This is a genomic window from Wolbachia endosymbiont (group A) of Oxytorus armatus, assembly GCF_964027005.1.
Classification (GTDB): domain Bacteria; phylum Pseudomonadota; class Alphaproteobacteria; order Rickettsiales; family Anaplasmataceae; genus Wolbachia; species Wolbachia pipientis.
On the sequence record NZ_OZ034719.1, the window covers coordinates 1,002,944 to 1,026,216 of the forward strand.

Annotated in this window: 27 protein-coding genes, 2 tRNA genes and 1 pseudogene; 14 read left to right on the top strand and 16 right to left on the bottom strand. The window is 34.7% G+C overall.

Translation table 11 applies throughout. The features are described 5' to 3' along the window. The first annotated feature begins 99 nt into the window (after positions 1 to 99). On the top strand, positions 100 to 1,587 hold the full coding sequence (locus AAGD79_RS04985) for a secretion system protein (protein ID WP_341811222.1): 1,488 nt from the start codon (positions 100 to 102) through the stop codon (positions 1,585 to 1,587). A gap of 7 nt (positions 1,588 to 1,594) precedes the next feature. Here AAGD79_RS04985 and AAGD79_RS04990 read toward each other — a convergent pair whose 3' ends face one another. Together AAGD79_RS04990 and mtaB are read right to left on the bottom strand one after the other, a co-directional pair. Further along, on the bottom strand, positions 1,595 to 2,506 hold the full coding sequence (locus AAGD79_RS04990) for an outer membrane protein (RefSeq protein WP_341811223.1): 912 nt from the start codon (positions 2,504 to 2,506) through the stop codon (positions 1,595 to 1,597). A gap of 66 nt (positions 2,507 to 2,572) precedes the next feature. After that, entirely contained in the window at positions 2,573 to 3,799 is a 1,227-nt protein-coding gene (gene mtaB, locus AAGD79_RS04995) for a tRNA (N(6)-L-threonylcarbamoyladenosine(37)-C(2))-methylthiotransferase MtaB (protein WP_010082135.1), read from the bottom strand. 389 nt (positions 3,800 to 4,188) lie between these two features. Between mtaB and gatA the strand changes: the two genes are divergently transcribed. Then, positions 4,189 to 5,658, top strand: coding sequence for an Asp-tRNA(Asn)/Glu-tRNA(Gln) amidotransferase subunit GatA (gatA, locus tag AAGD79_RS05000; RefSeq protein ID WP_010962643.1), 1,470 nt, complete (start codon positions 4,189 to 4,191; stop codon positions 5,656 to 5,658). A gap of 180 nt (positions 5,659 to 5,838) precedes the next feature. Here the strand turns inward: gatA and AAGD79_RS05005 are convergent, their stop codons facing one another. After that, a complete protein-coding gene (locus AAGD79_RS05005) occupies positions 5,839 to 6,432 on the bottom strand; it encodes a hypothetical protein (RefSeq protein ID WP_244226866.1) in 594 nt (197 codons plus the stop codon). 85 nt (positions 6,433 to 6,517) lie between these two features. Here AAGD79_RS05005 and AAGD79_RS05010 point away from each other — a divergent pair, with 85 nt between their 5' ends. The 4 genes from AAGD79_RS05010 to AAGD79_RS05015 all read left to right on the top strand — a co-directional run bounded on the left by AAGD79_RS05010 (position 6,518) and on the right by AAGD79_RS05015 (position 7,568). Beyond that, on the top strand, positions 6,518 to 6,802 hold the full coding sequence (locus AAGD79_RS05010; protein WP_041573518.1) for a transposase: 285 nt from the start codon (positions 6,518 to 6,520) through the stop codon (positions 6,800 to 6,802). Positions 6,803 to 6,949: 147 nt separating this feature from the next. Continuing rightward, positions 6,950 to 7,126, top strand: coding sequence for an IS3 family transposase (locus AAGD79_RS07010; RefSeq protein WP_410541945.1), 177 nt, complete (start codon positions 6,950 to 6,952; stop codon positions 7,124 to 7,126). A gap of 168 nt (positions 7,127 to 7,294) precedes the next feature. Beyond that, positions 7,295 to 7,414: a hypothetical protein gene (locus AAGD79_RS07015; protein WP_394356550.1), complete on the top strand. Its 120-nt coding sequence runs from the start codon at positions 7,295 to 7,297 to the stop codon at positions 7,412 to 7,414. Next, positions 7,404 to 7,568 carry an IS3 family transposase gene (locus AAGD79_RS05015; protein WP_080717614.1) on the top strand — a complete coding sequence of 55 codons (165 nt, stop codon included), beginning with the start codon at positions 7,404 to 7,406 and terminating at the stop codon, positions 7,566 to 7,568. The genes AAGD79_RS07015 and AAGD79_RS05015 overlap by 11 nt, the downstream gene beginning before the upstream one ends. An 89-nt stretch (positions 7,569 to 7,657) precedes the next feature. On the opposite strand, the pseudogene AAGD79_RS05020 reads toward AAGD79_RS05015, so the two are convergent. The 3 genes and pseudogenes from AAGD79_RS05020 to AAGD79_RS05030 all read right to left on the bottom strand — a co-directional run. Then, positions 7,658 to 8,028: pseudogene (locus AAGD79_RS05020) on the bottom strand (IS4 family transposase); the annotation flags it as partial. A gap of 221 nt (positions 8,029 to 8,249) precedes the next feature. Beyond that, a complete protein-coding gene (locus AAGD79_RS05025) occupies positions 8,250 to 9,113 on the bottom strand; it encodes a gamma-glutamyl-gamma-aminobutyrate hydrolase family protein (protein WP_082246099.1) in 864 nt (287 codons plus the stop codon). A 218-nt stretch (positions 9,114 to 9,331) separates the two neighbouring features. Continuing rightward, positions 9,332 to 9,404: transfer RNA gene (locus tag AAGD79_RS05030), tRNA-Phe, on the bottom strand. A 79-nt stretch (positions 9,405 to 9,483) separates the two neighbouring features. On the opposite strand from AAGD79_RS05030, the gene coaD reads away from it, so the two are divergent. Both coaD and AAGD79_RS05040 read left to right on the top strand, forming a co-directional pair. Continuing rightward, the gene (gene coaD / locus AAGD79_RS05035) at positions 9,484 to 9,990 is read left to right on the top strand and encodes a pantetheine-phosphate adenylyltransferase (protein ID WP_006279325.1); all 507 of its coding nucleotides are present in this window, start codon (positions 9,484 to 9,486) and stop codon (positions 9,988 to 9,990) included. A gap of 68 nt (positions 9,991 to 10,058) precedes the next feature. Continuing rightward, positions 10,059 to 10,250 carry a zinc-finger domain-containing protein gene (locus AAGD79_RS05040; RefSeq protein ID WP_006279326.1) on the top strand — a complete coding sequence of 64 codons (192 nt, stop codon included), beginning with the start codon at positions 10,059 to 10,061 and terminating at the stop codon, positions 10,248 to 10,250. 16 nt (positions 10,251 to 10,266) lie between these two features. Here AAGD79_RS05040 and AAGD79_RS05045 read toward each other — a convergent pair whose 3' ends face one another. The 7 genes from AAGD79_RS05045 to rpsB are packed head-to-tail and all read right to left on the bottom strand — an operon-like array spanning position 10,267 to position 14,862. After that, positions 10,267 to 10,893: a phosphatidate cytidylyltransferase gene (locus AAGD79_RS05045; protein WP_209472786.1), complete on the bottom strand. Its 627-nt coding sequence runs from the start codon at positions 10,891 to 10,893 to the stop codon at positions 10,267 to 10,269. Further along, complete coding sequence (gene uppS, locus AAGD79_RS05050; RefSeq protein WP_174515980.1) at positions 10,883 to 11,578, bottom strand: polyprenyl diphosphate synthase; 696 nt, start codon at positions 11,576 to 11,578, stop codon at positions 10,883 to 10,885. Before uppS ends, AAGD79_RS05045 begins: the two co-directional genes overlap by 11 nt. A gap of 6 nt (positions 11,579 to 11,584) precedes the next feature. After that, positions 11,585 to 11,848, bottom strand: a complete 264-nt coding sequence (locus tag AAGD79_RS07020; protein ID WP_039964055.1) for a hypothetical protein — start codon at positions 11,846 to 11,848, stop codon at positions 11,585 to 11,587. Between the two features lie 5 nt (positions 11,849 to 11,853). After that, positions 11,854 to 12,411, bottom strand: coding sequence for a ribosome recycling factor (gene frr, locus AAGD79_RS05060; RefSeq protein ID WP_341811224.1), 558 nt, complete (start codon positions 12,409 to 12,411; stop codon positions 11,854 to 11,856). A 7-nt stretch (positions 12,412 to 12,418) separates the two neighbouring features. Next, entirely contained in the window at positions 12,419 to 13,156 is a 738-nt protein-coding gene (gene pyrH, locus AAGD79_RS05065; RefSeq protein WP_410541946.1) for a UMP kinase, read from the bottom strand. 16 nt (positions 13,157 to 13,172) lie between these two features. Continuing rightward, complete coding sequence (gene tsf / locus AAGD79_RS05070; protein ID WP_070356839.1) at positions 13,173 to 14,033, bottom strand: translation elongation factor Ts; 861 nt, start codon at positions 14,031 to 14,033, stop codon at positions 13,173 to 13,175. After that, positions 14,014 to 14,862 carry a 30S ribosomal protein S2 gene (gene rpsB, locus AAGD79_RS05075; protein WP_010962661.1) on the bottom strand — a complete coding sequence of 283 codons (849 nt, stop codon included), beginning with the start codon at positions 14,860 to 14,862 and terminating at the stop codon, positions 14,014 to 14,016. Before rpsB ends, tsf begins: the two co-directional genes overlap by 20 nt. Before the next feature lie 191 nt (positions 14,863 to 15,053). Between rpsB and AAGD79_RS05080 the strand changes: the two genes are divergently transcribed. The 6 genes from AAGD79_RS05080 to AAGD79_RS05105 all read left to right on the top strand — a co-directional run bounded on the left by AAGD79_RS05080 (position 15,054) and on the right by AAGD79_RS05105 (position 20,716). Next, positions 15,054 to 15,130 (top strand) — tRNA-Asp (locus AAGD79_RS05080). Positions 15,131 to 15,267: 137 nt separating this feature from the next. Next, a complete protein-coding gene (gene yajC, locus AAGD79_RS05085) occupies positions 15,268 to 15,639 on the top strand; it encodes a preprotein translocase subunit YajC (protein ID WP_341811226.1) in 372 nt (123 codons plus the stop codon). 80 nt (positions 15,640 to 15,719) lie between these two features. Continuing rightward, positions 15,720 to 17,531: a glutamine--fructose-6-phosphate transaminase (isomerizing) gene (glmS, locus tag AAGD79_RS05090; RefSeq protein ID WP_341811643.1), complete on the top strand. Its 1,812-nt coding sequence runs from the start codon at positions 15,720 to 15,722 to the stop codon at positions 17,529 to 17,531. A gap of 276 nt (positions 17,532 to 17,807) precedes the next feature. Further along, positions 17,808 to 17,984 (top strand): hypothetical protein, encoded by a 177-nt coding sequence (locus tag AAGD79_RS05095; protein ID WP_182319925.1) that lies wholly within the window; start codon positions 17,808 to 17,810, stop codon positions 17,982 to 17,984. Next, positions 17,978 to 19,648 (top strand): recombinase family protein, encoded by a 1,671-nt coding sequence (locus AAGD79_RS05100; protein WP_341811227.1) that lies wholly within the window; start codon positions 17,978 to 17,980, stop codon positions 19,646 to 19,648. The genes AAGD79_RS05095 and AAGD79_RS05100 overlap by 7 nt, the downstream gene beginning before the upstream one ends. A 147-nt stretch (positions 19,649 to 19,795) precedes the next feature. Continuing rightward, the gene (locus tag AAGD79_RS05105; protein ID WP_213862864.1) at positions 19,796 to 20,716 is read left to right on the top strand and encodes an Rpn family recombination-promoting nuclease/putative transposase; all 921 of its coding nucleotides are present in this window, start codon (positions 19,796 to 19,798) and stop codon (positions 20,714 to 20,716) included. A 114-nt stretch (positions 20,717 to 20,830) separates the two neighbouring features. On the opposite strand, the gene AAGD79_RS05110 is transcribed toward AAGD79_RS05105, so the two are convergent. The 3 genes from AAGD79_RS05110 to hemC all read right to left on the bottom strand — a co-directional run bounded on the left by AAGD79_RS05110 (position 20,831) and on the right by hemC (position 22,875). Beyond that, the gene (locus AAGD79_RS05110; protein ID WP_070356842.1) at positions 20,831 to 21,022 is read right to left on the bottom strand and encodes a hypothetical protein; all 192 of its coding nucleotides are present in this window, start codon (positions 21,020 to 21,022) and stop codon (positions 20,831 to 20,833) included. A 96-nt stretch (positions 21,023 to 21,118) separates the two neighbouring features. Continuing rightward, a complete protein-coding gene (murB, locus tag AAGD79_RS05115; protein ID WP_265042909.1) occupies positions 21,119 to 22,006 on the bottom strand; it encodes a UDP-N-acetylmuramate dehydrogenase in 888 nt (295 codons plus the stop codon). Next, positions 21,997 to 22,875, bottom strand: a complete 879-nt coding sequence (hemC, locus tag AAGD79_RS05120) for a hydroxymethylbilane synthase (protein ID WP_341811228.1) — start codon at positions 22,873 to 22,875, stop codon at positions 21,997 to 21,999. Before hemC ends, murB begins: the two co-directional genes overlap by 10 nt. Positions 22,876 to 23,273: the final 398 nt, after the last annotated feature.

Here is a 23,273-nt window from a genome sequence, read left to right on the forward strand (position 1 = left end):
ATTGTAAAAAGAGCTATATCTGCTCGATGAAAATGAGATTAAATACATTTTTAATATTTTTATAGAAATCTATTAGTATAGATTTTGTATGCTGTTCTAATGGCTATTTTTAAATGCTTAATACTCCTCTTCATTATTTCTTGCACACATCTACCTACCAAGCAATATCCTATTAACATAGACAATTATAAGCACGATTATCCGTTGCAACAATATAACACCTCTTTGGAGATTAATGAACCGGCAATACCAGAAATTATGCCTTTACCAATAGAGTTTCCCGATCTCACAATCAGTAATCAGCTTATTTCTATTAATGTTAGTGAAGAAGTATCAGTAAAGGATTTGCTGATTGAGATAGGAAAACTTTCTGACGTTAACTTGGATATGGACCCAAAAATATCAGGTAATATTATTTTAAAGCTAAAAGATAAGGATATAAACGAAGTAATTCAGAGTATAGCAAATAGCGCCAAACTGCGTTACTCAACAAGTAATGGTGTAATTAGAATTGAGCAGGACTTGCCATACGCACAAAATTATTACGTAGACTTCATCAATATTCAACATTCTGCTCAAAGCAGTTTCGTCATTAATAACAATATTACTAACAGTGATGGAAGTAACGTTGATAGGGACTATAACAATGTTATGAAGTCTCAATACAGTAGTGACTTATGGAATTCATTAGAAAAAGGCTTGAATGCAATAATGGATGTTAACGGGGTGGATGATGGCGAATTCCTTTCATCCAACAGAGAAGCTGGTGTTATTATTTTGAATGCTAGAAAAGATATCCACAAAGCTGTTGAAGAATATATTAATAAGGTTAAGAAGTTAGCGTCTTCTCAAGTAATGATAGAGGCAAAAATAGTTGAAGTTGTGCTAGATGACAAATACCTTTCTGGTATGAACTTAAATAACTTACAAGATGGAACTAAGTCTATAATAAATCAAGATAACTCCATTATTAACCTAGCAATGAACTTTGGTGCAAATGATCTAGGAGATTTAGTAAAAAATTTAGACAAATTTGGCACTTCAACTGTAATTTCAAGCCCCAGAGTACATGCTATAAATAATCAGCAAGCGATGATTTCATTTACTAAAAACCATATTTATTTTACCTCCGATATACAAAAAGATACTAGAAACTCTAATCAGACCTTAATTACCAAGATGAATAGCGTCCCAATAGGTGTTGTGCTAATAATCCACCCAAGCATTAACATTGATACTAGTGAAATATTCATGGATATACATCCAACTTTATCAAGAATTAACGGCTACACTAAAGATCCAGATATAGAGTACGTCGCACAGCAGAGTAAAATGAAATTAAATAGCGACATTCCAATTGTTGAAATCAGAGAAATGAACTCTATGTTAAAAATTAAGAGCGGTGAAATTATGGTAATCGGCGGGCTTATAGAACATAGAGAAGATAAGCAAAGCTTATTGCATCAGAAATCAAAAAGGCTAGCGAATAATATTAGAACAGTAGAAACTGTCATTTTTTTAAAAGCAACAATCGTACCAACATTTGGTTTGTTAGATAGAAAAGATAAGAATTTATATATATATTAAATTATCACTAAAAATTAAATATCAAACCAACTTCAATATTGTGAGTAGATATGTCATCTGCAACAGGTATCGGAACGCTAAAGTAACGATAGCCGAGAAAGGTTTTGATTTCTGGGATTATTGAATAATCAACACCAAGTTTTATTTGATAAGCAAACCAAGGAACATTCAGTGGCATTGAATTTTGGGGTGACCCATTAATCCTTTTTAATCTAAAAACTGTTGGTCCTATACCAAGACCGATGTACGGAGCAAATTGTGTATCCTGAACGCTGGGATTATAATAGAAGTTTAACAAAAACGCAAATATACTTGCTGATTTATCAAATACCGGAGGAGAATTACTATCTTCAATATTGGCTATAGAATACGCGGCTTCAAAATCAATTTTACCATTTTCTCCAGCATAGTAACCTAAAGACATGCTGCTAAACCACTGGAAATCAATTTTACCATCAAATTCCTGTATACTTTTAATTTCATCTGCCACTATATTTTTTATTATAAAACCATAATGACTTTCAACTAAAGTTAGGACTCTTTTTCCTATTTCTTGTATACCCTTTACAAATATTTCTGAATTATCATGGTATACCTTACCACCGTTAGCGCTAACATAAAAATCAAGTTTTTTTGATTTTTCTTTTGTAGGCTCAGCTTGATCTGCAATACGTGACCACATATTTTTCTGATCAGCTACTTGGAAAACAGAAGGTGGACTACTTTCAAGTTCTTGATATTTTATTGGTATTTCTTTTGCAGTAACCTCCTCAGAACGTATCACACTTTTATTATTGTCTGTTTTTAATTTTAAGGGTTGTACTTGCTCAATGTGTGTATCATTACTAATATAAGTAATAAAAAAATAGACACATGAAATGAAAATCAAAAATAAAGTAATAGATATTCTAGTTATCATAAATGAATTCACAATTATCATTTACAGTATAATTACTATATCGTATATTTCTTCAATGTACAAAAATTAAGAAAAAATATTTCCAATTAGATAATTATTTTCCACTCCTTTAACATTAACTTTCACAATACTCTTGGCTTGAGCTTTTGATTCAAGCTTTATTAATGCAAAATTTTCTGCTCTACCGACATTATTTTGCTCAACCAGAACACTTTGCTTAGTGTTGATCAAGGATTGACAAAAACTGCTCATAATTTCTTTATTTACTTCTCTTAAATTTTTTACTCGTTCTTTACGCACATTCTCTGGTACTTGTGGCATTCGTGCAGCAGGTGTATTTTTCCGCTCTGAATATGGAAAAGCATGTAGGTAAACTATATTTGTTTTTTTCAGTAAATCAACTGTATCCTGAAACATTTCATCAGTTTCTGTTGGAAATCCAGCAATAATATCAGCGCCAAATGCTATATTAGGCCTCAAGCTCTTCATTTTATGACAAAATTCTATCACTTGTTCTCTGTTGTGACGACGCTTCATTCTCTTTAGTATTAAATTATTACCAGATTGTAGACTCAAATGTAAATGAGGCATAAGTCTTGACTCATTAGCTATTAAATCCATTAATTCGTCGTCAACTTCAGCAACATCGATAGAGGAAAGTCTTAGCCTCTTCAACTCTGGTATATCCTTTAAAACTCTCCTAATCATTGAACCAAGTGATGGCTTACCCAACAAATCTGTACCAAAGTCAGTAATATCAACCCCTGTAAACACTACTTCTTGATATCCATTTTCTACAAAGATCCTGATTTGCTCTATAATACTGTTTATTGGCACAGATCGATTATTCCCTCTTGCCTCAGTAATTGAACAAAATGTGCAGCTATGATTACAACCATTTTGAATTTCAATAAATGCCCTTGACTTATCTTCAAATCCATTAATTAGAACAGGTTCTACTTGGTTATCACTGACTAAGATTTTATCGTCATTTAGTAAGTAATTTTCAGCTTTTAGCTTATCTTGATTACCGAGCACTTTACTTACACCAGGAATGCTACTGTAAACTTCTGGATCCAACTGAACAGCACAACCAACTACGATAATTTCTTTATTTGGATCATTTTTGTAAATCTTACGTATCTTTTGCTTTACCTGACGTTCTGCTTCGTTTGTCACTGCACAGCTATGCACCACAACAACATTTTCTCTCTTTGCTTTTTTTAATGCTTCTTTGATTAACTCGCTCTCGTAAAAATTTAGACGACAACCAAATGTTATCACTTCATTCATGTTAGTATTTTTTGCTTTAATAGACCTAAATTATATCAAATATCCAAGCAAAGTCTCTTGCATGACTATTTTTTTGTAAATAAATGCTATGCAAGCAGCAGACAGTGGGATCTCAACGATTTTCACTCAGACACAGTATCACTCCTTTGCTTATTATAGTCTTTTGACCTTTTTAAGATACAATCCGGATTGGATACTGAGTTGGTGAGTATAAAAGTATAGCTTCTACGTCATACCGCTGCGGTATCTCTTAGCCGCTAACAAGTAGCGGGATGACGATTGTCGGTGAATCTAAGTTACCTTAGCTACATTTCTAGCTGTAACTATAAATGTATGGATTTTTTATCGTGCCATGTTATAATTAACGTCTTGCTAAAAATTAAATATTGATGAATGAACTAAGAAAGTTAAGTATTACACAAATGCATGACGGGCTCAAAAAAAAGAGTTTTTCTGCCGTTGAACTCGTAGAGGCGCACATCAGTGCGGTTGAAAATGAGAAATTAAATGCATTTATAACAAAAACCCCAGAGATAGCAATGAAAGCTGCTAAAGCTGCAGATGAACATTTCTCTAGGCAAAAAGATGATTTAATCTCGCCGCTCATGGGTGTACCAGTTGGCATCAAAGATCTATTCTGTACAAAAGGAATAAAAACAACAGCATGCTCAAAAATGCTGGAAAATTTCGTTCCGACTTACGAATCTACGGTGTCTGACTTGCTTTTAAAAAGTGGAGCAGCCATGCTCGGTAAGCTTAATATGGATGAATTTGCTATGGGTTCTGCGAACACAAACAGCTATTTTGGCCCTGTCGAAAATGTGTGGATTAGAAAAAGTGATGGGGAAAAAGTTGTTCCTGGTGGATCATCTGGTGGATCTGCAGCATCGGTGGCTGGATTTTTATGCGCTGGAGCACTAGGGAGTGACACCGGTGGATCTGTGCGCCAACCAGCAGCTTATTGTGGAGTGGTTGGAATAAAGCCAACTTATGGAAGATGCTCGCGTTTTGGTATGATTGCATTTGCGAGTTCTCTAGATCAAGCAGGAGTCATTACTCGTTCTGTCTCTGATTCAGCATTAATGCTGGAAGCAATCTGTGGCTATGATACAAAAGATTCAATATCAAGCGAAAAGCCAGTGCCTAAATTTTCTAGCTTTATAAATGGTGATGTCAAGGGTAAGCGTATTGGTATACCAAAAGAATATAGGATGGATGGAATTTCAGAGGAAATAGTCCATAATTGGGAGAAAGTTGCTTCCTATTTAAAAGAAAATGGCGCTGAAGTTGTTGACGTTACTCTGCCACATACTAAATATGCAATACCAGTCTATTATTTAATTTGTTCTGCTGAAACTTCATCCAATCTTGCTCGTTATGACGGTGTGCGTTATGGGTTCAGGGTTGATGCTGATACCCTTGAAGAAATGTATTCACTAACAAGAGCAGAAGGTTTCGGTAAAGAGGTGAAAAGAAGAATTTTAATTGGCGCTTATGCGCTTTCCTCAGGTCATTACAATGAATATTACGAAAAAGCACAGTGTATCAGGGCATTAATCAGAAATGATTTTATAAAAGCGTTTGAAAAAATAGATTACATACTTGTGCCATCTGCTCCAACAGAAGCTTTTGGCTTAAATGAAAAGCCAGATCCGCTAATTATGTGCATCAATGATGTGTTTACTGTGCCGGCAAGTCTGGCAGGATTGCCTGCTATTTCTGTTCCTGTTGGGCTCTCCAATGAGGGTTTACCACTTGCCTTGCAAGTGATTGGAAATTATTATGATGAAGCTGGAATATTAAATGTGGCAAGTGTGATAGAGCAAAATTGCGGCAGAATAATTAGACCTCTTGCATAATCTATTTTTTGATAGTAATTTTTGCATTAAAATTTGCTTACGCTCCTCAACGTACTCTATGGTTCCATTTTTAGATGAATAGCAAAAACAGGGTATATTAATCTGTTTACAAAATTTTCGTGTAACAGTTCACACTTAATTAAACAGACTGAATTCTGTAATTTTGGGATGTTGAAAAATTTACCTCACGTTGTCATTCCAGCGCATAACGCTGAAATCCAGATTTATAGAAACGAAAAAACTTGCTTGACACATTTTGCCAACCCCCTTATTATGATGTGTAGTACAATGATACAAATTAAGAATTCCCCCATCCTGTGCTGGTTCTTCGATCTGAAATCCTACTTCTACCTGATCACAACCAATGTTAATTTGTCCTATTAATGCTTTAATAATGCCGCGCTTAGTTTGCCAATCTAGCTGTTCCAGGTTCGATTTTACACTAGAATAAAAATTCTTTATGCTATTTATAATAAGACTTATTCCTTTTTCTACTGCCTTCTGATCAACTACCTTTTTTTTCTCTTCTTCTATCCCTTGTAAGCGTTCTTTCATTTTTCTCATTGTCTGTTTAAATTCTTCCTCGCTTATATATCCTTTCTCTCCTGCATTTTCTTGACTATAATAATCTTCCATTAATTTTTCGATACCTTCTTTTATTTGATTTTCTCTTCTTGCAAACTTTTTCTCTGATGATTCATCATTTTTATTTTCTAATACTCTACGTTGGTATTCCTTTTTTATCATCTCTGGGTTTTTTAGTACATCTTTCACCTTTTCCCATACTGACCTTACCCAGAAAAAGTGGAGAGAAAGAAAGGAGTTTTTTCGGGTAAAATAAAATTTTGGAGGATTAGAAATGGTAAGAGAATATACGGCAGAATTCAAATTGGAAGCTGTTAAGCTGGCAAATGAACAAAGAAAGGTAGGTCAACCAGTTGCAAAAGTAGCAAGAGATCTAGGAATAAGGGATAGTGTATTAGGAAAATGGATGAAGAAATATAACGAAAAAAAGTCAGCGGCAAATGCATTTCCAGATGTAGCACCTTATGACAAAGAGAGATTTGATTTACAGAAAGAGTTAGCAAAAGTAACAAGAGAAAGAGACATTTTAAAAAAAGCCCTGGCCAGTCAAAAAGAGTAAAATATTTTTTTATAAAAGAGCATAGTAACTGCTATAAAGTACAGGAATTATGTAGGATTTTCTGCTAGTGGCTACTATAAGTGGACTACAAGGAAAATAAGCAGTAGAGAATCAGCAAATAAAGAGTTATTAGCAGATATTCAAAAAATATATCAAGCTTCTAAATGTAGATATGGAGCTCCTAAAATTCATGCTGAATTAAAGGCTTTGGGTAAAAGTTGCAACTTAAAAACAGTGCAAAGTATTATGCAGAAAAATGGTATTCAGGCTATATTGAGAAGAAAATTTAAAATTAAGAAACAACAAACGGACAGTAGCTCCTAATATATTAGACCAAAACTTTATTGTCGATCAACCAAATAAAGTATGGGATTACTTATATAAAAACCAAAGAAGGATGGCTATATTTGGCAACAATAATCGATCTATATTCACGCATGGTAGTTAATGAGCAGTTCAATAAATAAACAATTGGTTATGGACTCTTTATTAATGGCCGTTAACAAGCGTAAACCTGCCAAAAATCTACTATTACATAGTGATCAAGGTTCACAATATACTTCGCAAGGTTATCAATATCTCTTATCCATAAAAAACATAGATGAGTCATAAAGGTTGTTGTTACGACAATTCTGTTGTGGAAAGCTTCTTTAGCTCATTGAAAAGAGAAATACTTATTGATACTTCACAACACTCTGCTCAACAAACTAGAACTGCAATATTTGAATACATAGAAATTTTTTATAACAAACAACGTCACTATTAACTATTGCATTCCTGAGCATTTTGATTCATCATTCTCTTTGTGAAAAACATTCCAAACTTTCTCTCCACTTTTTCTGGGTAAGGTCAGTTTCCATTTGGTTCAAACTCGGATACAATTTTCCCAGAGCTGGGTAATCTCATACCAGAACCATCTGCTGCAATAAGTCTATAGCCTCTCCAACTCAGGTTCATCCTGATAGGCTGTTTGGATGCTTAAATTCTTGAAAGCCTGTATGGCAAATCTTATACCTTGCTTTAGAAAAAGCTTGCTTTGAGGGTACATGTCAATGGCTCCATAAGTTCACATTCTATTCCCAAACTTTTTTTAACTAACTTTAAAATCATAGAAAATACTGTCGAAAAAGCTTGTTCGTGTAAAACTCAACACAATGGATTTTCTGAAAAGTTTTCGAGTATATTGCATTTTTAATTTGTAAGATAAGATCTTTTCCTTTTTGCATGCCTCACCTAAAAAAGACACATTTTAAACTTTTTTGTTGCAATAAAATAGAAACAAAAGTGCTGTCCCTTGCACTCTTTGGATAATTTAATGATAAAAAATTTGGAGAGAAATTTTATACACTATCGCTGATATTTTTCCTTAAGTTGACGCCATTGCCTGAACGGATACATGACAAATCTATCGTTTATCAAATCGTCGGTAAGCCTAAAGCTATAGCCATTAAGCACGATAAAGAAAATCATTCATAATCGCTATAGCAACTAGTGTAGACACTTGACGTTCCTTGTGATTTGATAAATAGAGGTTTTTATCTGACTTCACAACAAGGGCTTCTGGATGACTTTGAAAGTGAACATTACCATGCTTATCTTCAATAGCCTCTATTACCCCCTCACTGGAAAATGCTGCAACTTTATATCCAAGTGACTCCAATTTTCTTCTATTTTCTGGTGTATTACTTACTGCTCCTGAATGAGCATCTGGAAAATATGTTGAAAACCAGCCATTTTCATTAGGTATTAGGAATTTGGCTACTACTTCTGCTAAACGACTATTTGGAACGATCTTTATCTGCTGGAGAGGTACATCCTCTTTCTGTGGATTAGGTGCTGATTTTAAATGAGATCTTCGTTTCTCTTCATCACTCACAACACTCACTACTTCAATTCCCTTTGCATTCATTATGCCTTCACATATGCCAAGCAAATGAATTACAGGGTTATCATCCACTATTTTTACAATTGCTTCAGTAACAAGCTGGCGACAAGGAGTGGGTGCTGAGTGTAAATTATCCGGAATAAATATTCTATTTATTTTGTGCTCTTTAACAAACTTTGCAACTTCAACTTTTATTCGGTCTAATGTTAGCTTCTTTGCCAATGTTTCATCTTGTTTTGCAAAGATAAGCGACTTTTCTTGGATTTCTTTTAAGTTAATTATTTTATTGTAGTCAATGAGTACGGTTTTAACTCCAAAGTTATTAAACATCTCGTAGATATTTTGAGATAGCCCAAGCTCATGTGCTTCTTCCGTTTTCAACAAACCAACAACTATGTCATTATTTACTGTATTTTCTGCCGTCAAGACAGTTGACGCTGGTTCTTCTTTTCTGGTTACATGTTGAGATGCCGGTTTTTCACTAACGCCAGCATAAGTAATATTGCTTAATAATAGAACTATAATTAATAAGATATTAAATAGTTTATTATAATATTTATATACTATGACTTGCCTCCCTAATATTTATATTACGATATAGAGTATTTTATAACAAAAAGGCAAGTTTGCCAAGAAAGAGAAGGTGGCCTGAGCAGGAATCGAACCAGCGACACAAGGATTTTCAGTCCTTTGCTCTACCAACTGAGCTATCAGGCCAACTGTATACTTTTATTTTTAGATAAAAAATGTTATTATGTCTATCAAAAGTTTTTAAAGTAGTTTATAAAAATAAAGGATGAACATTAATGACAAAATAGGAATCTACCCTGGCACATTTGACCCTATAACTTTTGGGCATCTTGACATAATCAAAAGAGCGTGTAAACTAGTCGATAAATTAATAATAGGAGTTGCAGAAAACGTTAATAAGCATACTGCCTTTGACACAAAGCTACGCACAAGCATGGCTGAAAATGAAATCAAAGGGCTAGGAATTGATGCAGATGTTATATCTTTTAATGGGTTGCTAGTGAAGTTTGCCAAAGAGCAGAATGCTTCTGTTATTATTAGGGGATTAAGAGCAGTATCGGATTTTGATTACGAGTTTCAAATGAGCTGGGTAAATTATAAACTTCTTCCTGAAATCGAAACCATATTTCTTCCTGCTTCTGAAGATACTCAATTTATCTCATCAAGCTTTGTAAAGGAAATAGCAAGATTAGGAGAAGATGTTAGCAAATTTGTATCAAAAGGTGTTCAAAACGAATTGATTAACCTGAATAGGATAAAAAATGGAGAATAGTGCTTGTTGTTTTTTATTTCTGAATGGGTATATTCAATATATAAAATGTTATAAGCTAAAGGAGCAGCATGTCAAAAGTGAGGGTTAATAATAGAAAAGTTTGTTGTCATGGTGACGAGAATGATGAGGGTTCCGGCCATCCATTAATATATTTAGATATGGGAGAAGAAGAGGAAATAGCCTGCCCTTATTGTGAAAAGACGTTTGTCCATGACTGCACTGTAGAAGCGGTTGGGGAGCTGACTAGGGATGAGCTCTAATGGCACTTCTGCAGACTTAGCTTATGTAAATAGCAATAAGAGGGGCAGTAAAAATGAAACTGTCCATACGGTCGAGCACTCCCCCATGGCCAGGTATCATATTTCCACTATCTTTAACACCGTAAGCTCTTTTAACAAGCGACTCAGTGAAATCGCCAAGTTGCGCTAGAATAGCAATTGCAAGGCCAATGATTGGAGAATAAAAAATTGAAAATAGACCAAAAAATATTGATCCAAAAATTGTGCACACTACTCCAGCTAAAATCGCACCAAGAAGTCCTGCCCAAGTTTTTCCAGGGCTAATAATTGGGCAAATTTTAGCTCCACCAAAATTCTTGCCAAACAGGTAGGCAGTAACGTCAATTCCCCAAATGGTTAAGACGAACCATACTAATGCGTATTTTCCCTGTGGTAGATTATATAAATATATTAATGAGGCGCTTGGTAGTGCAATCAATAATAATGCAAAAACGTATAAAATTTTGTTTCCCTGGGTTAGATTATACCATTCAAAAGAAGATAAAACTGCTATCGAAAAAATCAATAGGTAAAACGATAAATCACTGAAATATGTAGCAAAAGAAAATATGAATAATATTACTATTGAGGACAATATTCTAACTATAAAATTATTATCTACCATATTTCTTCTCTCTTTTTGTATAATCTTCTAATGCTTTGCTCAAATCTTGACAAGAAAAATCAGGCCACAAAGTATCACAAAAATACAATTCAGCATAAGCTGCTTGCCATAATAAAAAGTTGCTTAACCTTTTTTCGCCACCAGTGCGAATTAATAAATCCAATTTTGGCAAATCTTTAGTATATAGAAACTTTTCAAATTCCTCTTCTGATACATAAGCAATATTTTCTTTTATAATATTGCTTATAGCTTGTGTAATTTCTTGCTTTGCTCCGTAACTGACTGCCACAGTGAGTAATAAACCATCGTTCTTATGTGTCATTTCTTCTGCTTTTTTAATTTGATCCAATATTTTACTGGATAACAGACTTAAATTGCCAATAAAATTCAACTTAATGTTACAGTTGCAAATGAAATTGACTTTATCTTCATTAGTTAAAACGGAGTAAAATAAATCAAATAGACAGTCAGTTTCGTTTTTGGGTCTAAGCCAATTCTCCATAGAGAATGCATACAAAGTTAAGTAGGGTATGGTTAGGTCCGTACAATACTTGGCAATATCGTATGCAACTTCACTGCCCTTTTTATAACCATCAATTTTTACTCTTCCTTGATTGTTTGCCCATCTACCATTACCATCCATAATAATTGCTAAATGTTTCGGTAAAGATTCTTGATTCAACATTTAAATTTAACCTAATTTTGACTTGAGTGAAATTTTTTGGATTTCAATGGACACCTGGAAGGTGTCAGCTACTTGCATGACAGGAAGAGAGTTACTGTAGTGACACCAATAGTTGATACTTGAATGCAAAATTGGTGTCATCCCAGTGCTCCGACACTGGGATCCAGGAAATTTGATTTCAAACAAGTGCATCAGATAGTTGTATAGTAAAGACTGGATTCCAGTGTCAAGCACTGGAATGACATCATTTGCTATGTAAGCTTTCTCCATATCATTTAGTGATTCAGTATATCCTTTTCTTTGATGGACAATTCACCATCAATTTTTTTTATATTATTATCAGTAATATTTTGTATTTCCTTTTTAGCACCATGAAAATCATCTTCTGAGATTTCTTTATTTTCCTTCATTTTTTCTGTTTCTTCCATAATATCTCTACGTATATTTCTAATGGCAATCCGTGCATTTTCAGCAAACTGATGCAATAATTTCACTAATTTTTCACGGGTTTCTTGTGTCAAGTCCGGAAGAGCTATACGTATGGTGCTACCCTCGACAACAGGATTTAAATTCAGGTTAGCATTTAATATAGCGTTTTTCACTTCACCTAGAACACTAATGTCCCAAACTTTAATTGATAGGGTTTTGTTATCTATAACCGAAACGCCTGCAACTTGATTTAACTTTTGATGCCCACCATAGATGTTTACAACTATACCATCAAGCAAAGATGCACTAGCTCTACCAGTGCGTACGCCTTTAATATCATCATGAAAGGACTGAATAGTTTTTAGCATTCTTTCTTTTGTTTTAGCTTTTATTTCATTTAACATAAATTACCTACTGTTTACAATCTGAAACTATAGTATAAGTACCTTGACCCTTAATAATATTGACTATTTTTTCTCCCTTCAAAGAAAAAACTATAATTGGAATAGAATTCTCACGAGCAAGTGAAATTGCTGATGCATCCATAACTTTTAAATCACGAGTCAATAAATCCGTGTAAGAAAGCCTATCATACATTACAGCATCCTCATTTTTTTTCGGATCAGCGGAGTATACACCATTTACTTGCGTACCCTTTAGAATAACATCACAATTCATTTCAACAGCACGTAAGGCTGCAGCTGTATCTGTAGTAAAAAATGGGTTGCCTGTGCCTGCTGCAAAAATTACCACTCTACCTTTTTCTAAATGACGAATAGCTTTTCTTCTGATGTAAGGTTCGCATACAGTGGCCATGGGTATTGCAGATAATACCCTAGAAGCTACTAAATTTTTTTCTAAAAAGTTTTGTAAAATTAAAGCATTGATTATAGTTGCAAGCATTCCAATATAATCACTGCTTGCTCTTTCACAACCACTTAAAGACGCAGATGTGCCACGAAAGATATTACCACCACCAACAACAATACATACCTGAACTCCAAGATTACAAACTTCAACTATGCCTTTAGATAACTCACCTATAGTCTCCACATCGTGACCAAATTGCTTTGATCCCATCAAAGCCTCACCAGAGATTTTAAATAACACCCTGGAATATTTTATTTCGCTTTTTTCATTTGTTGAAATAAACATTTTTTGCTATTTAATCTGCATCACCCAAAACAAGTAACTTGTAATTAGAGAGTTTAACAGCACTCAACTCGCTTGATTTTATAAAATCAGAAATCTTCATCTTATCATCCTTTATAAATTTTTGCTCCAGTAAAACAACTTCTTCATAGTACTTAGCCATTCGTCCATCTACTATTTTTTTTGCTACTTCTTCAGGTTTATTTAAGCTCCTCACTTGCTCTTCAATTATAGAACGTTCGTTGTTCAACTTCATTTGATCTAAATCATCTATAGACAAAGCTTCAGGCTTCATAGCAACTACATGCATAGCTATTTGTTTCCCAATCTCTTGTAGCTTCGCCTTATCACCAGATGATTGCAATGCAATTAAAGCACCAATCTTACCTAAGCCACACACATCACCATGTACGTAGCCAGCAATAACTCCATCCTTAGCTTCTAAGTAACAAAGCTTGCTTAACTCTAGCTTCTCACCAAGAACTGACGTACCATTCATAATAGCTTCCTGCACTGTGCCAATGCTTTCATACTTGGCATTTTTTAACTCATCAACGCTAGTACAGCGTTCTTGATGAGCAATTGATGCTAAATTTAAAACTAACTCTATAAATTTCTCATTCCTTGCGACAAAATCGGTTTCGCAATTGAGTTCAATCAATACACCACAATTTTCAGTCAAACACATAGCAACGAGCCCATCTGAAGCTACTCTATCAGATTTTTTGTCAGCTTTAGCAAGACCTATTGTACGTAACTTATCAACGGCTTTCTTAATGTCACCATCACATTCTTCTAATGCTTTTTTACAGTCACTTAAGCCAAGCCCTGTTCTATCACGTAATTCTCTTATATCATCTGGATTCATCTTCATTTGTTACTACCTCCCTTTCTTCTTCTTTGTAAACTTTACTACGTCTCCTTTTAGTTTGCACAATACCATCTTCTTTTTCTTGAATAAACTCATCACCCCTTATATCATCAATCTTAACTCCAGATTTTGCTAGACTAGACTCTATTCCAGCTAATATAGAGTCGGTAGCTAATTTACAATAGAGCTCTATTGATTTTCTTGAGTCATCATTTCCAGGTATTAGATAAGTAATACCATCTGGATCAGAATTAGTATCAAGTATTGCAACTATTGGAATTCCTAACTTCTTAGCCTCCTTAACCGCTATATGCTCTTTATTAGTATCAATGATGAATAAGATATCAGGAATTGCTCCCATTTCTCTAATACCGCCAAGCGCCTTATCAAGCTTTTGCTTTTTCTTTTCAATGTTTCCCAATTCTTTCTTTGTTAAAATGCTATCCTCGTCATTTAATATTTTCTCATATTGCATCAAGGTTTTTATCGAAGAAGAAACAGTGCCCCAATTAGTAAGCATACCACCAAGCCAACGATGATTCACATAATATTGACCACAACGAATCGCTTCACTTGCAATAATATCAAAAGCTTGAAACTTTGTACCAACAAATAGAATGCGACCACCTTGAAATGCAACGTCATATAAAGCCTTCATGGCCACCTGTAGCAATGGTAGTGTTTTTCGCAAATCAATTATATGTATACGATTTTCTTGATGCACTCCATATATGTATGGAGCCATTTTTGCGTTCCAGCGACTAATTTTGTGACCAAAATGTACACCAGATTCAGCTAAATCACGCACAGTGACTTTAGGCAAATTTGTCATATATCATTCCTCCAAATAGTTTATCTTCCATGGCATAACCCTAATGGGACTACTTGTACAAGCCATGTGTGAAATTAAATTATTTACATAGTAATAGAAAAGACAGCAAAGCGCAAACAAAAAATATTGACAAAGGGCAACATGTTTATTAGCTTTAAAGTTGAAGCCCGAAAACGCTAAAAAGAAATTAGGGGGGTGTAGCTCAGTTGGTTAGAGCGCATGCCTGTCACGCATGAGGTCGTGAGTTCAAGTCTCATCACTCCCGCCATATTAGTTTTAGCATAACTTAGAATTCGCAGTATTATTGCCGGTATTGAGAAACGCCTTCACCAAACTTGACATGGCATGGTATTGTAATTAATACTTAAATAGGTTTGTTTTTATCATTAACAATTAGGATTAAATATGCTCATTTCTGAAGTTTTTGCAGCAGATGCAACTAGCAATACATTAAGTATCGGCGCATCTTTTGCTAGTTTTACTCCATTGATTTTAATATTTGTGGTATTTTATTTTCTCATTATTCGCCCGCAACAAAAAAAACTAAAAGAACATAGAAAGATGATAGATCAAATAAAACGTGGTGATACAGTCATTACTTCTGGTGGAATAATAGGTGAAGTTAATAAAGTTGATGAGGCAAATGCACAATTTATAATAGAAATAGCACCAAAAGTTGAGATAAAAGTTCTAAAGTCCGCTATATCTGAGGTTTTAAGCAAAGAAACTCAAAAAGTAGCAGCTAAACCAATTAAAAAGGTAAAATCGAAAGAATAATAAAAAGAATATAAATCAACCAGTAATAAAGGCAAAAATGCTTAACATGTTTAGAAAAAAGTTTGTTTGGTGATCCATTTGTGTGCGGAATATTTGGTGTAGTAAGTAGCGGTGATTCAGTAATACCAACCTTACTAACTGGGTTACAAAAATTGGAATATAGGGGATATGATTCCTCAGGTATAGCAATCATAAATAACGAAGGTAAGATAGAAGTCAAAAAATCAGAAGGTAAAGTCGAAAGGTTATGTGAAGTTGTTGATGACAGCAAGATGTCTCACAGTACAGTTGGTATAGCACATACTCGCTGGGCTACACATGGAGTCCCAGGCCTTAAAAATGCTCACCCCATTCGTACAAATAATGTTGTTGTTGCTCATAACGGCATAATTGAGAATTACAATCTGCTAAAAAAGGGTCTAGAAGAAAGGGGCATGTCATTCCATACTGACACTGACACAGAGATCATACCAAACATGCTAACCTTATATCTTGATGAAGGATTGTCGCCAATTGATTCTCTATTTAAGTGTTTAAACAACTTACATGGCTCATTTGCCTTGGTCTTATTATTTGCAGAATATCCAGACGCCTTATTTGTTGCGAAGAGAAATTTGCCTTTAGCAATAGGCTATAACTGTAACACAGTGTTTGCTGCATCTGACTCTAATGCTTTAAGTGCATTTGTGGAAAGAATATCGCATTTGGAAGATGATGACATTGCAGTGATAAAATCTAGTGGAGTTAGTATATACAACAATGGTACACAAGTTAAACGCAGTATAGAAAATAGTAGTCCAAGTGATTTTCTAATTAGCAAAAATGGTTACCCTAGCTTCATGTTAAAAGAGATTTTTGAGCAACCTTGTGCATTAAACAAAACAATAAACCAATTTTACAAGCAATATAAAGAGGTCAACAAAAAATTATTCTCTGAACTGAATCACATTACTATAGTTGGATGCGGGTCATCTTATTTTGCTGGACTAATAGCAAAGTATTGGCTGGAAAGTATTGCTCAAGTTCGAGTATATCTAGAAATCTCATCAGAATTTAGGTATAGCAACGTCAAGCTGGAAGAAGACAGTATTGGGTTATTCATCTCTCAATCTGGTGAAACTGCAGATACCATAGAAGCGCTGCGTTATGCAAAATCACAGAAGCAAACAATCATTAGTATAACTAATACATTTAGCAGCAGCATTGAAAAGATCTCAGATATTGTGTTACATACTCTTGCTGGGCCAGAAATTGGTGTTGCTTCAACAAAAACCTTTTCTGCGCAACTTGCAACTTTAGCATGCTTTGCCGTGGAGCTTGGAAAAATAAAAGGTGTACTGGGTGGAGAGAGAATAAAACAGCTAAGCAACGCTATTAACTCTATTCCCGAGTATGTTGAGCACGTTTTGAATGTGATGAAAATACAACATATATCGGGCAGTATATTAGAACACAATAACGTTATTTTAATCGGCAGAGGAAGTTCATACGGAGTTGCAATGGAAGGCGCATTGAAAATAAAAGAGCTTTCATATATCAATACAACTGGTATTGCAGCGGGAGAAATGAAGCATGGTTCTATTGCTTTAATAGACTCTACTGTGCTTGTTATAGCAATTATCCCTTATGATGATTTATTCTTTAAAACGCTATCTAATATACAAGAGATTATTGCAAGAAAAGGCAAAGTAATTGCCTTCAGTGATAAACAAGGAGCGCCATTCCTAAGGGGAGTTTGCGCAGATGTGGTGCAACTTCCAGACACTGATAATTTTATCTCTCCAATCATCTACAGTGTTGCTATGCAATTCCTTGCTTACTTTACTGCAGCAAAAAAAGGGTTAGATGCAGATTGTCCAAGAAATTTAGCTAAGTCTGTCACGGTTGAGTAGTCCATTTAAAGTTAAAGCTAAACTTCTAATTAAGGTAACCAGACTGCATTCTGTGATTTTTAGCAAAACACGATACACAATCGTCATCCCGCAGCGGGATCTAGAGATACCGCGGCGGTATGACGTAGGGACTCCGCCAACAATATTGCAATAAACCTGAAACTTGAGAAGACTATTTCCCGAAAGCTTCTACAAAAAGAACGGAGAGTTGAATTTATTTATAGAGCTAATGATCAAATAACCATATGTCTCGATGGATAATATATGGTAGAGCTCATGGGCAACAAGAAATTAATAGTTCGTATTAGTTGTAGTTATGAAGTAAATCGATTAGCAGAGTTGTATCTATTAGATGCATATGAAAAATTAGTGTTAAGTAAACCAATAAAAGCGAGCAAAAAGGAAGAAAACTCTGAATATAAGAAAGTAGATTTGAGGACGGTAAAATGGTAACAGTTAGTTTATATGCAAGAGTTTCTTCAGGGAAGCAAGCACAAGAAGATACAATAGCAAGCCAAATTGCTACTATAGAGAATCAAATTAGTATGGATGGACATAAATTATTAAATGAATATAAATTTATTGATAATGGTTATAGTGGTTCTAACATAATCCGTCCTGGTTTGGAAAAATTACGTGATAAAATAGCAGAAGGTAACATTGATAAGGTTTATATTCATTCTCCTGATCGTTTATCTCGTAAGTATGCATATCAGATGATATTACTTGAAGAGTTTAAGAAATTAGGAGTGGAAGTCATTTTTTTAAATCATCAAATTAGCGATAATCCAGAATCTCAATTACTATTACAAATGCAAGGTATGATAGCAGAATACGAACGTGCAAAAATCATGGAACGAAGTCGTCGAGGAAAGATTTATGCAGCAAATAAGGGTTGTATAAGTGTAATGAGTGCTGCTCCTTATGGCTATCGTTATATAAACAAAAATACAGAAACAGGACAGGCCTTATTTGAGATTTATGAAGAAGAAGCTGAAGTTGTTCGTAAAGTATTTTCTTGGGTAGGAAGAGAAAGAGCCAGTATAGGAGAAGTATGTCGTAGGCTAAGTGCTATGTCCATTATGACGAGAACTGGAAAAGAGTATTGGGATAGGGCTGTAGTTTTGAGTATGTTAAAAAACTCTGCTTATAAAGGACAAGCAGCTTTTGGTAAAACAAGGTTTGGTGTCAAACTAAAACATATAAGACCGAAAAAAAACTCCTGCGAGCATCCAAAAGATAATTATTCTACTTATCCTGTTCCAAAAGAGGATTGGATTTATATTAAAGTACCTAGTATAGTAAGCGAAGATTTATTTGAAATCGTTCAAGAACAATTAGCTGAGAATAGAAAAATAGCAAGAACAAGACAAAGAGGAGCAAGACATTTATTGCAAGGTTTAGTAGTATGTAAGCTTTGCAATTATGCATATTATGGTACTAGCACTGCAAGGAATAAGGAGGGGGAAAAAACTAATAATCAGGTATATTATCGTTGTGTTGGCACGGATTCATACCGTTTTGGCGGTAATAAAATGTGTAACAACAAATTAATTCGTACAGATACATTAGACATGGCTGTGTGGGAAGAGGTAAAACATCTATTAAAAAATCCAAATAGAATATTAGAGGAGTATAAACGTAGACTTTCAGAACTTAAAAAATCACCACTAGATCAAAAAAGTGCTTTGCTTGAAATACAAGAAGATAAGTTAAAACGAGGTATTGCAAGGTTAATTGATAGTTATGCTCAAGAATATATTGATCAAGAAGAATTTGAGCCAAGAATTAAAGCAATGAAACAAAACTTAAAAATGGTTGAAGAACAAAAGAAAAAGATATTTGATCAGAAAAAACTCACACAAGAGTTAACTCTAGTAGTAACAAATTTAGAGGGGTTTTCCTCTAGTATTAACTCAAGTCTTAATAATGCAGACTGGCTAACTAAACGTGATATTATTAGAACGTTAGTTAAGCGAATTGAGATTAATTTTGAGGATGTAAACATTGTGTTTAGAGTAAAAGAGCTTCCAGACTCTTTTCATATGGAGAAAAATCAATGCTTGCAATGTTGTTGTAGGGGTAGGTATGACGGTTCGCGGTGGTATGACGGTTAAGTAATTCGTCATCCCGCTGCTTGTTAGCGGGATCTAGAGATACCGCGGCGGTATGACGGTTCGCGGCGGCATAGCTATCTTCAAAAATATGGTTGAATAATTGTTAATAATAGTGTATAATTATTAATATTTTTAAGCACTTTGGCTATGGCTTTATCTAAGTTTCTCGACCCTAAGCTGGATTTGACCTTCAAAAAAATCTTTGGAACGGAAAAAAATAAGAATATTCTCATACATTTTTTGAATGATATTTTAGGATTTACCGAGATAAATACTATACAAGAAGTGGAATTCCTCAGTACTATAATGGATCCTGAAATTGCCTCTGATAAGCAAAGTATAGTTGATGTTCTTTGCAGGGATTCCAGTGGGGCCAGGTATGTGATTGAAATGCAGCTCACTCGCGATAAAGGCTTCGAAAAACGAGCTCAACTATATGCTGCTAAGGCTTACTCAAGGCAAGCTGATAAATCTGGTAAGTACATTGATTTAAAGAAGGTTTTCTTTATTGCTATCTCTAATTGTAATTTATTTCCTGATAAGCTTGATTATATATCCAGCCACACTATAAGAGATGAGAAAACCAATGAGCATGACTTAAAAGATTTTCAATTTGTATTTATTGAACTACCTAAATTTCCTAAGAATAAGGAAGAACAGCTAGAAAGTATAGTGGATCGTTGGTTATTTTTCTTCAAATATGCAGATGAAACTACGGAAGAAGACTTAAGGAAAATAGCGGAAAAAGCACCAATAATAAAGTTAGCCTACGATGAATTAGACAGGTTTAGCTGGAATGAAAAAGATTTAGTAGCTTACGAAGAAAGAATAATGGATCTACGGAAAGAAGAAGCCATTCTTGAATACAGACTTGATCTTGCTACTGAAAAAGGCATCCAAATTGGCGAAGAAAGAGGCATCAAAATCGGTAAAGAGGAAGGGAAAATTGAAGGAAAAATCGAAGTCGCAAAAGCAATGCTGGCTAACAATGTTGATGTCAACACTATTGTCAAATTTACTGGCCTTTCTATTAGTGAGATTGAAGAATTAAGTGTGAACGGTTACTAATTAAGAACTTTAATTATCAATCATAAATCACTGAATTTCGCTAGTAAATTTGTTGCCATTGTCCATATTGCACAATTGTATATAAGATATAGTATAACAATAGTGTCCGTTCAGCTAATACCAATTCCCACTGCACAATAAACGGATAGATAACAATGGAAAAAAAGCCATACTATTGCCTTTCTTTCTCACTCCACAATTAAATAACTCTACAATATCGCTTATTTGATTCACTAATAATGAGAATTGGTATAACTTTGCTATTTTTCTCTCTAGATTCTTGCAAAGTTCTACAAGATTAACCACATTACCTCACGGTTTCTCTATGATTATTTTTTTAGATTACTTGTTTACCTTATTTGCCGTTCTCCTGAACGAATATACATAAGCTATAAAAACTATCTAATAGCTACCCAAAACCCTTATTTCCCACTCAAGTTCAACATTAAATTTATCCTTTACTGCATCTTTTACTTTGTTGCCAAGGTTTTCCAAGTCAGATGCAGTTGCATTATCGTAATTGAGCAAGAAGTTACAATGTTTCTTAGAGATTCTAGCTCCACCAATATTTAACCCTAGGCAGCCAGATTTATCAATTAACTCCCATGCTCGGTAGTTTTTTGGATTTTTGAATATGCACCCAGCAGTTTTTCCTCTTATTGGCTGGCTTTTATTTTTCCTCTCAATAACTTCCTTTAACCTTTGCAGTATAAGCTCATACTCTGAGTTTACTCCTTTAAACTCAGCTTCAACAAAAATCCAATTTCCTTTTAGGCTATGTCCACGGTAAAAATACCCCATTTCTTCGCTGGAGAACTCATATAGGTTTCCATCCTCTAGATTCACTGCTTTTATGGATTGTACAACACTTGCGATATCACTACCATATGCACCTGCATTCATTTCTATTCCGCCACCAACTGTTCCTGGAATTCCAACTAGAAACTCAAGTCCACTAATTTGTTGCTCTCCTGCAAAGTAAGCAAGGTTACTAAGCAGCGCAGCACCGCCTGCAACAATAGAGTTGTTACCCTTACTTTTAATATATGCAAACTCCTTACCTAATTTTACTGTTATTCCTCGAATGCCGCTATCTCGCACTATTATGTTGGATGTTGCACCAATAACACTAACTGGCAACTCAGTGTTTTTAATCAAGCATGTTAAATCTTCAATATCACGTGGTTTAAATAATATATCAGCTCGTCCACCGACATTTAACCACGTTGCTTTAGACATTAAGATGTCATAACGATAGATTCCACGTACTTTAGGTAAGCTTATAAGCATTTTGATTTCAACTCTAATCCTGCATCCATACCCATTTTCTCCGCATCTTCTATAAATGAAGTGCGCTCAGTGAAGTATATATTTTTTCCACTTGCTAACATACAACGAAGGTGTAGCATATTTTCGCTCACATATTCAGCCAAAGCTGCAAGTGGTGTAAAACATGAACCATTCACTGTCTTCATAAAACTGCGCTCTGATTTCACTCCTATAAAAGGCATATTATTATTAATTTTCTCTAAAAGATCGATAATTTTTACATCATTCCTTCTACATTGAATACAAACCGCCCCCTGCCCCACTGCACTTAACATAACTTTTGGTAGCAATACCTCTGTAATCAAGTGATGTTTTTCTAATCTTATGAGTCCTGCTTCAGCTAGAATTATTCCATCAAAACTTTGATTTTGCAATCTGGTTGTTACATTTCCACGTAGCGATATTATATTTAGATCTGGTCTAACATTTAACAACTGAACTTTTCTTCTTATTGAAGAAGTGGCAATAGTAGCCTGCTGTGGCAAAGACTCAAGGCTATTGTGTTTATGAGAAATAAACGCATCGCATGAACTTAGCCTTTCTAAAACACAAGGAATTGTTAAACCCCCTGAGAAAAACGCAGGCATATCTTTTAGCGAATGAACTGCCATGTCTATATTATTTTCGAGCAATTCAGTCTCAATTTCTTTAATGAATAATCCTTTGCCTCCTATTTCAGCAAGATTTGCGTTTGCATACTTATCTCCAGAAGTTTTTATTTTAACAACTTCAATAGATAAGTTAGGAAAAGAGTCCAGCAACTTTTGTTTTGCTTCCAAAGCCTGGGCAACTGCAAGCTTGCTTCCTCTGGTACCTATTTTGACTAGCATGTGTACAACTGTTTGAATACCAAACCTTAACCTAATTAATTATTTAAACACTTTGGTAGCGTGTACCGCATGAACCTCGGTTACCCTCTCTCTGATGTCATTCAAGTACTTGGATCCAGTTTATATGAGCCTTTGCATTTATTGTACTTTAACTTAAAACCAAAAGCAACTTTGACTTTACAAAATAATAACCTTTTATATGCATAAATAAGCTTACTGGATTCTAGTACTTGCATGACAAGGTATAAACCTTATCGTCATACCACCGCGAACCGTCATACCGTCACGGTATCTCTAGATCCCGCTAACACGTAGCGGGATAACGAATTATTTAACCGTCATACCGCGATTCATTCGCGGTATCTCTAGATCCCGCTAACAAGCAGCGGGATGACGGT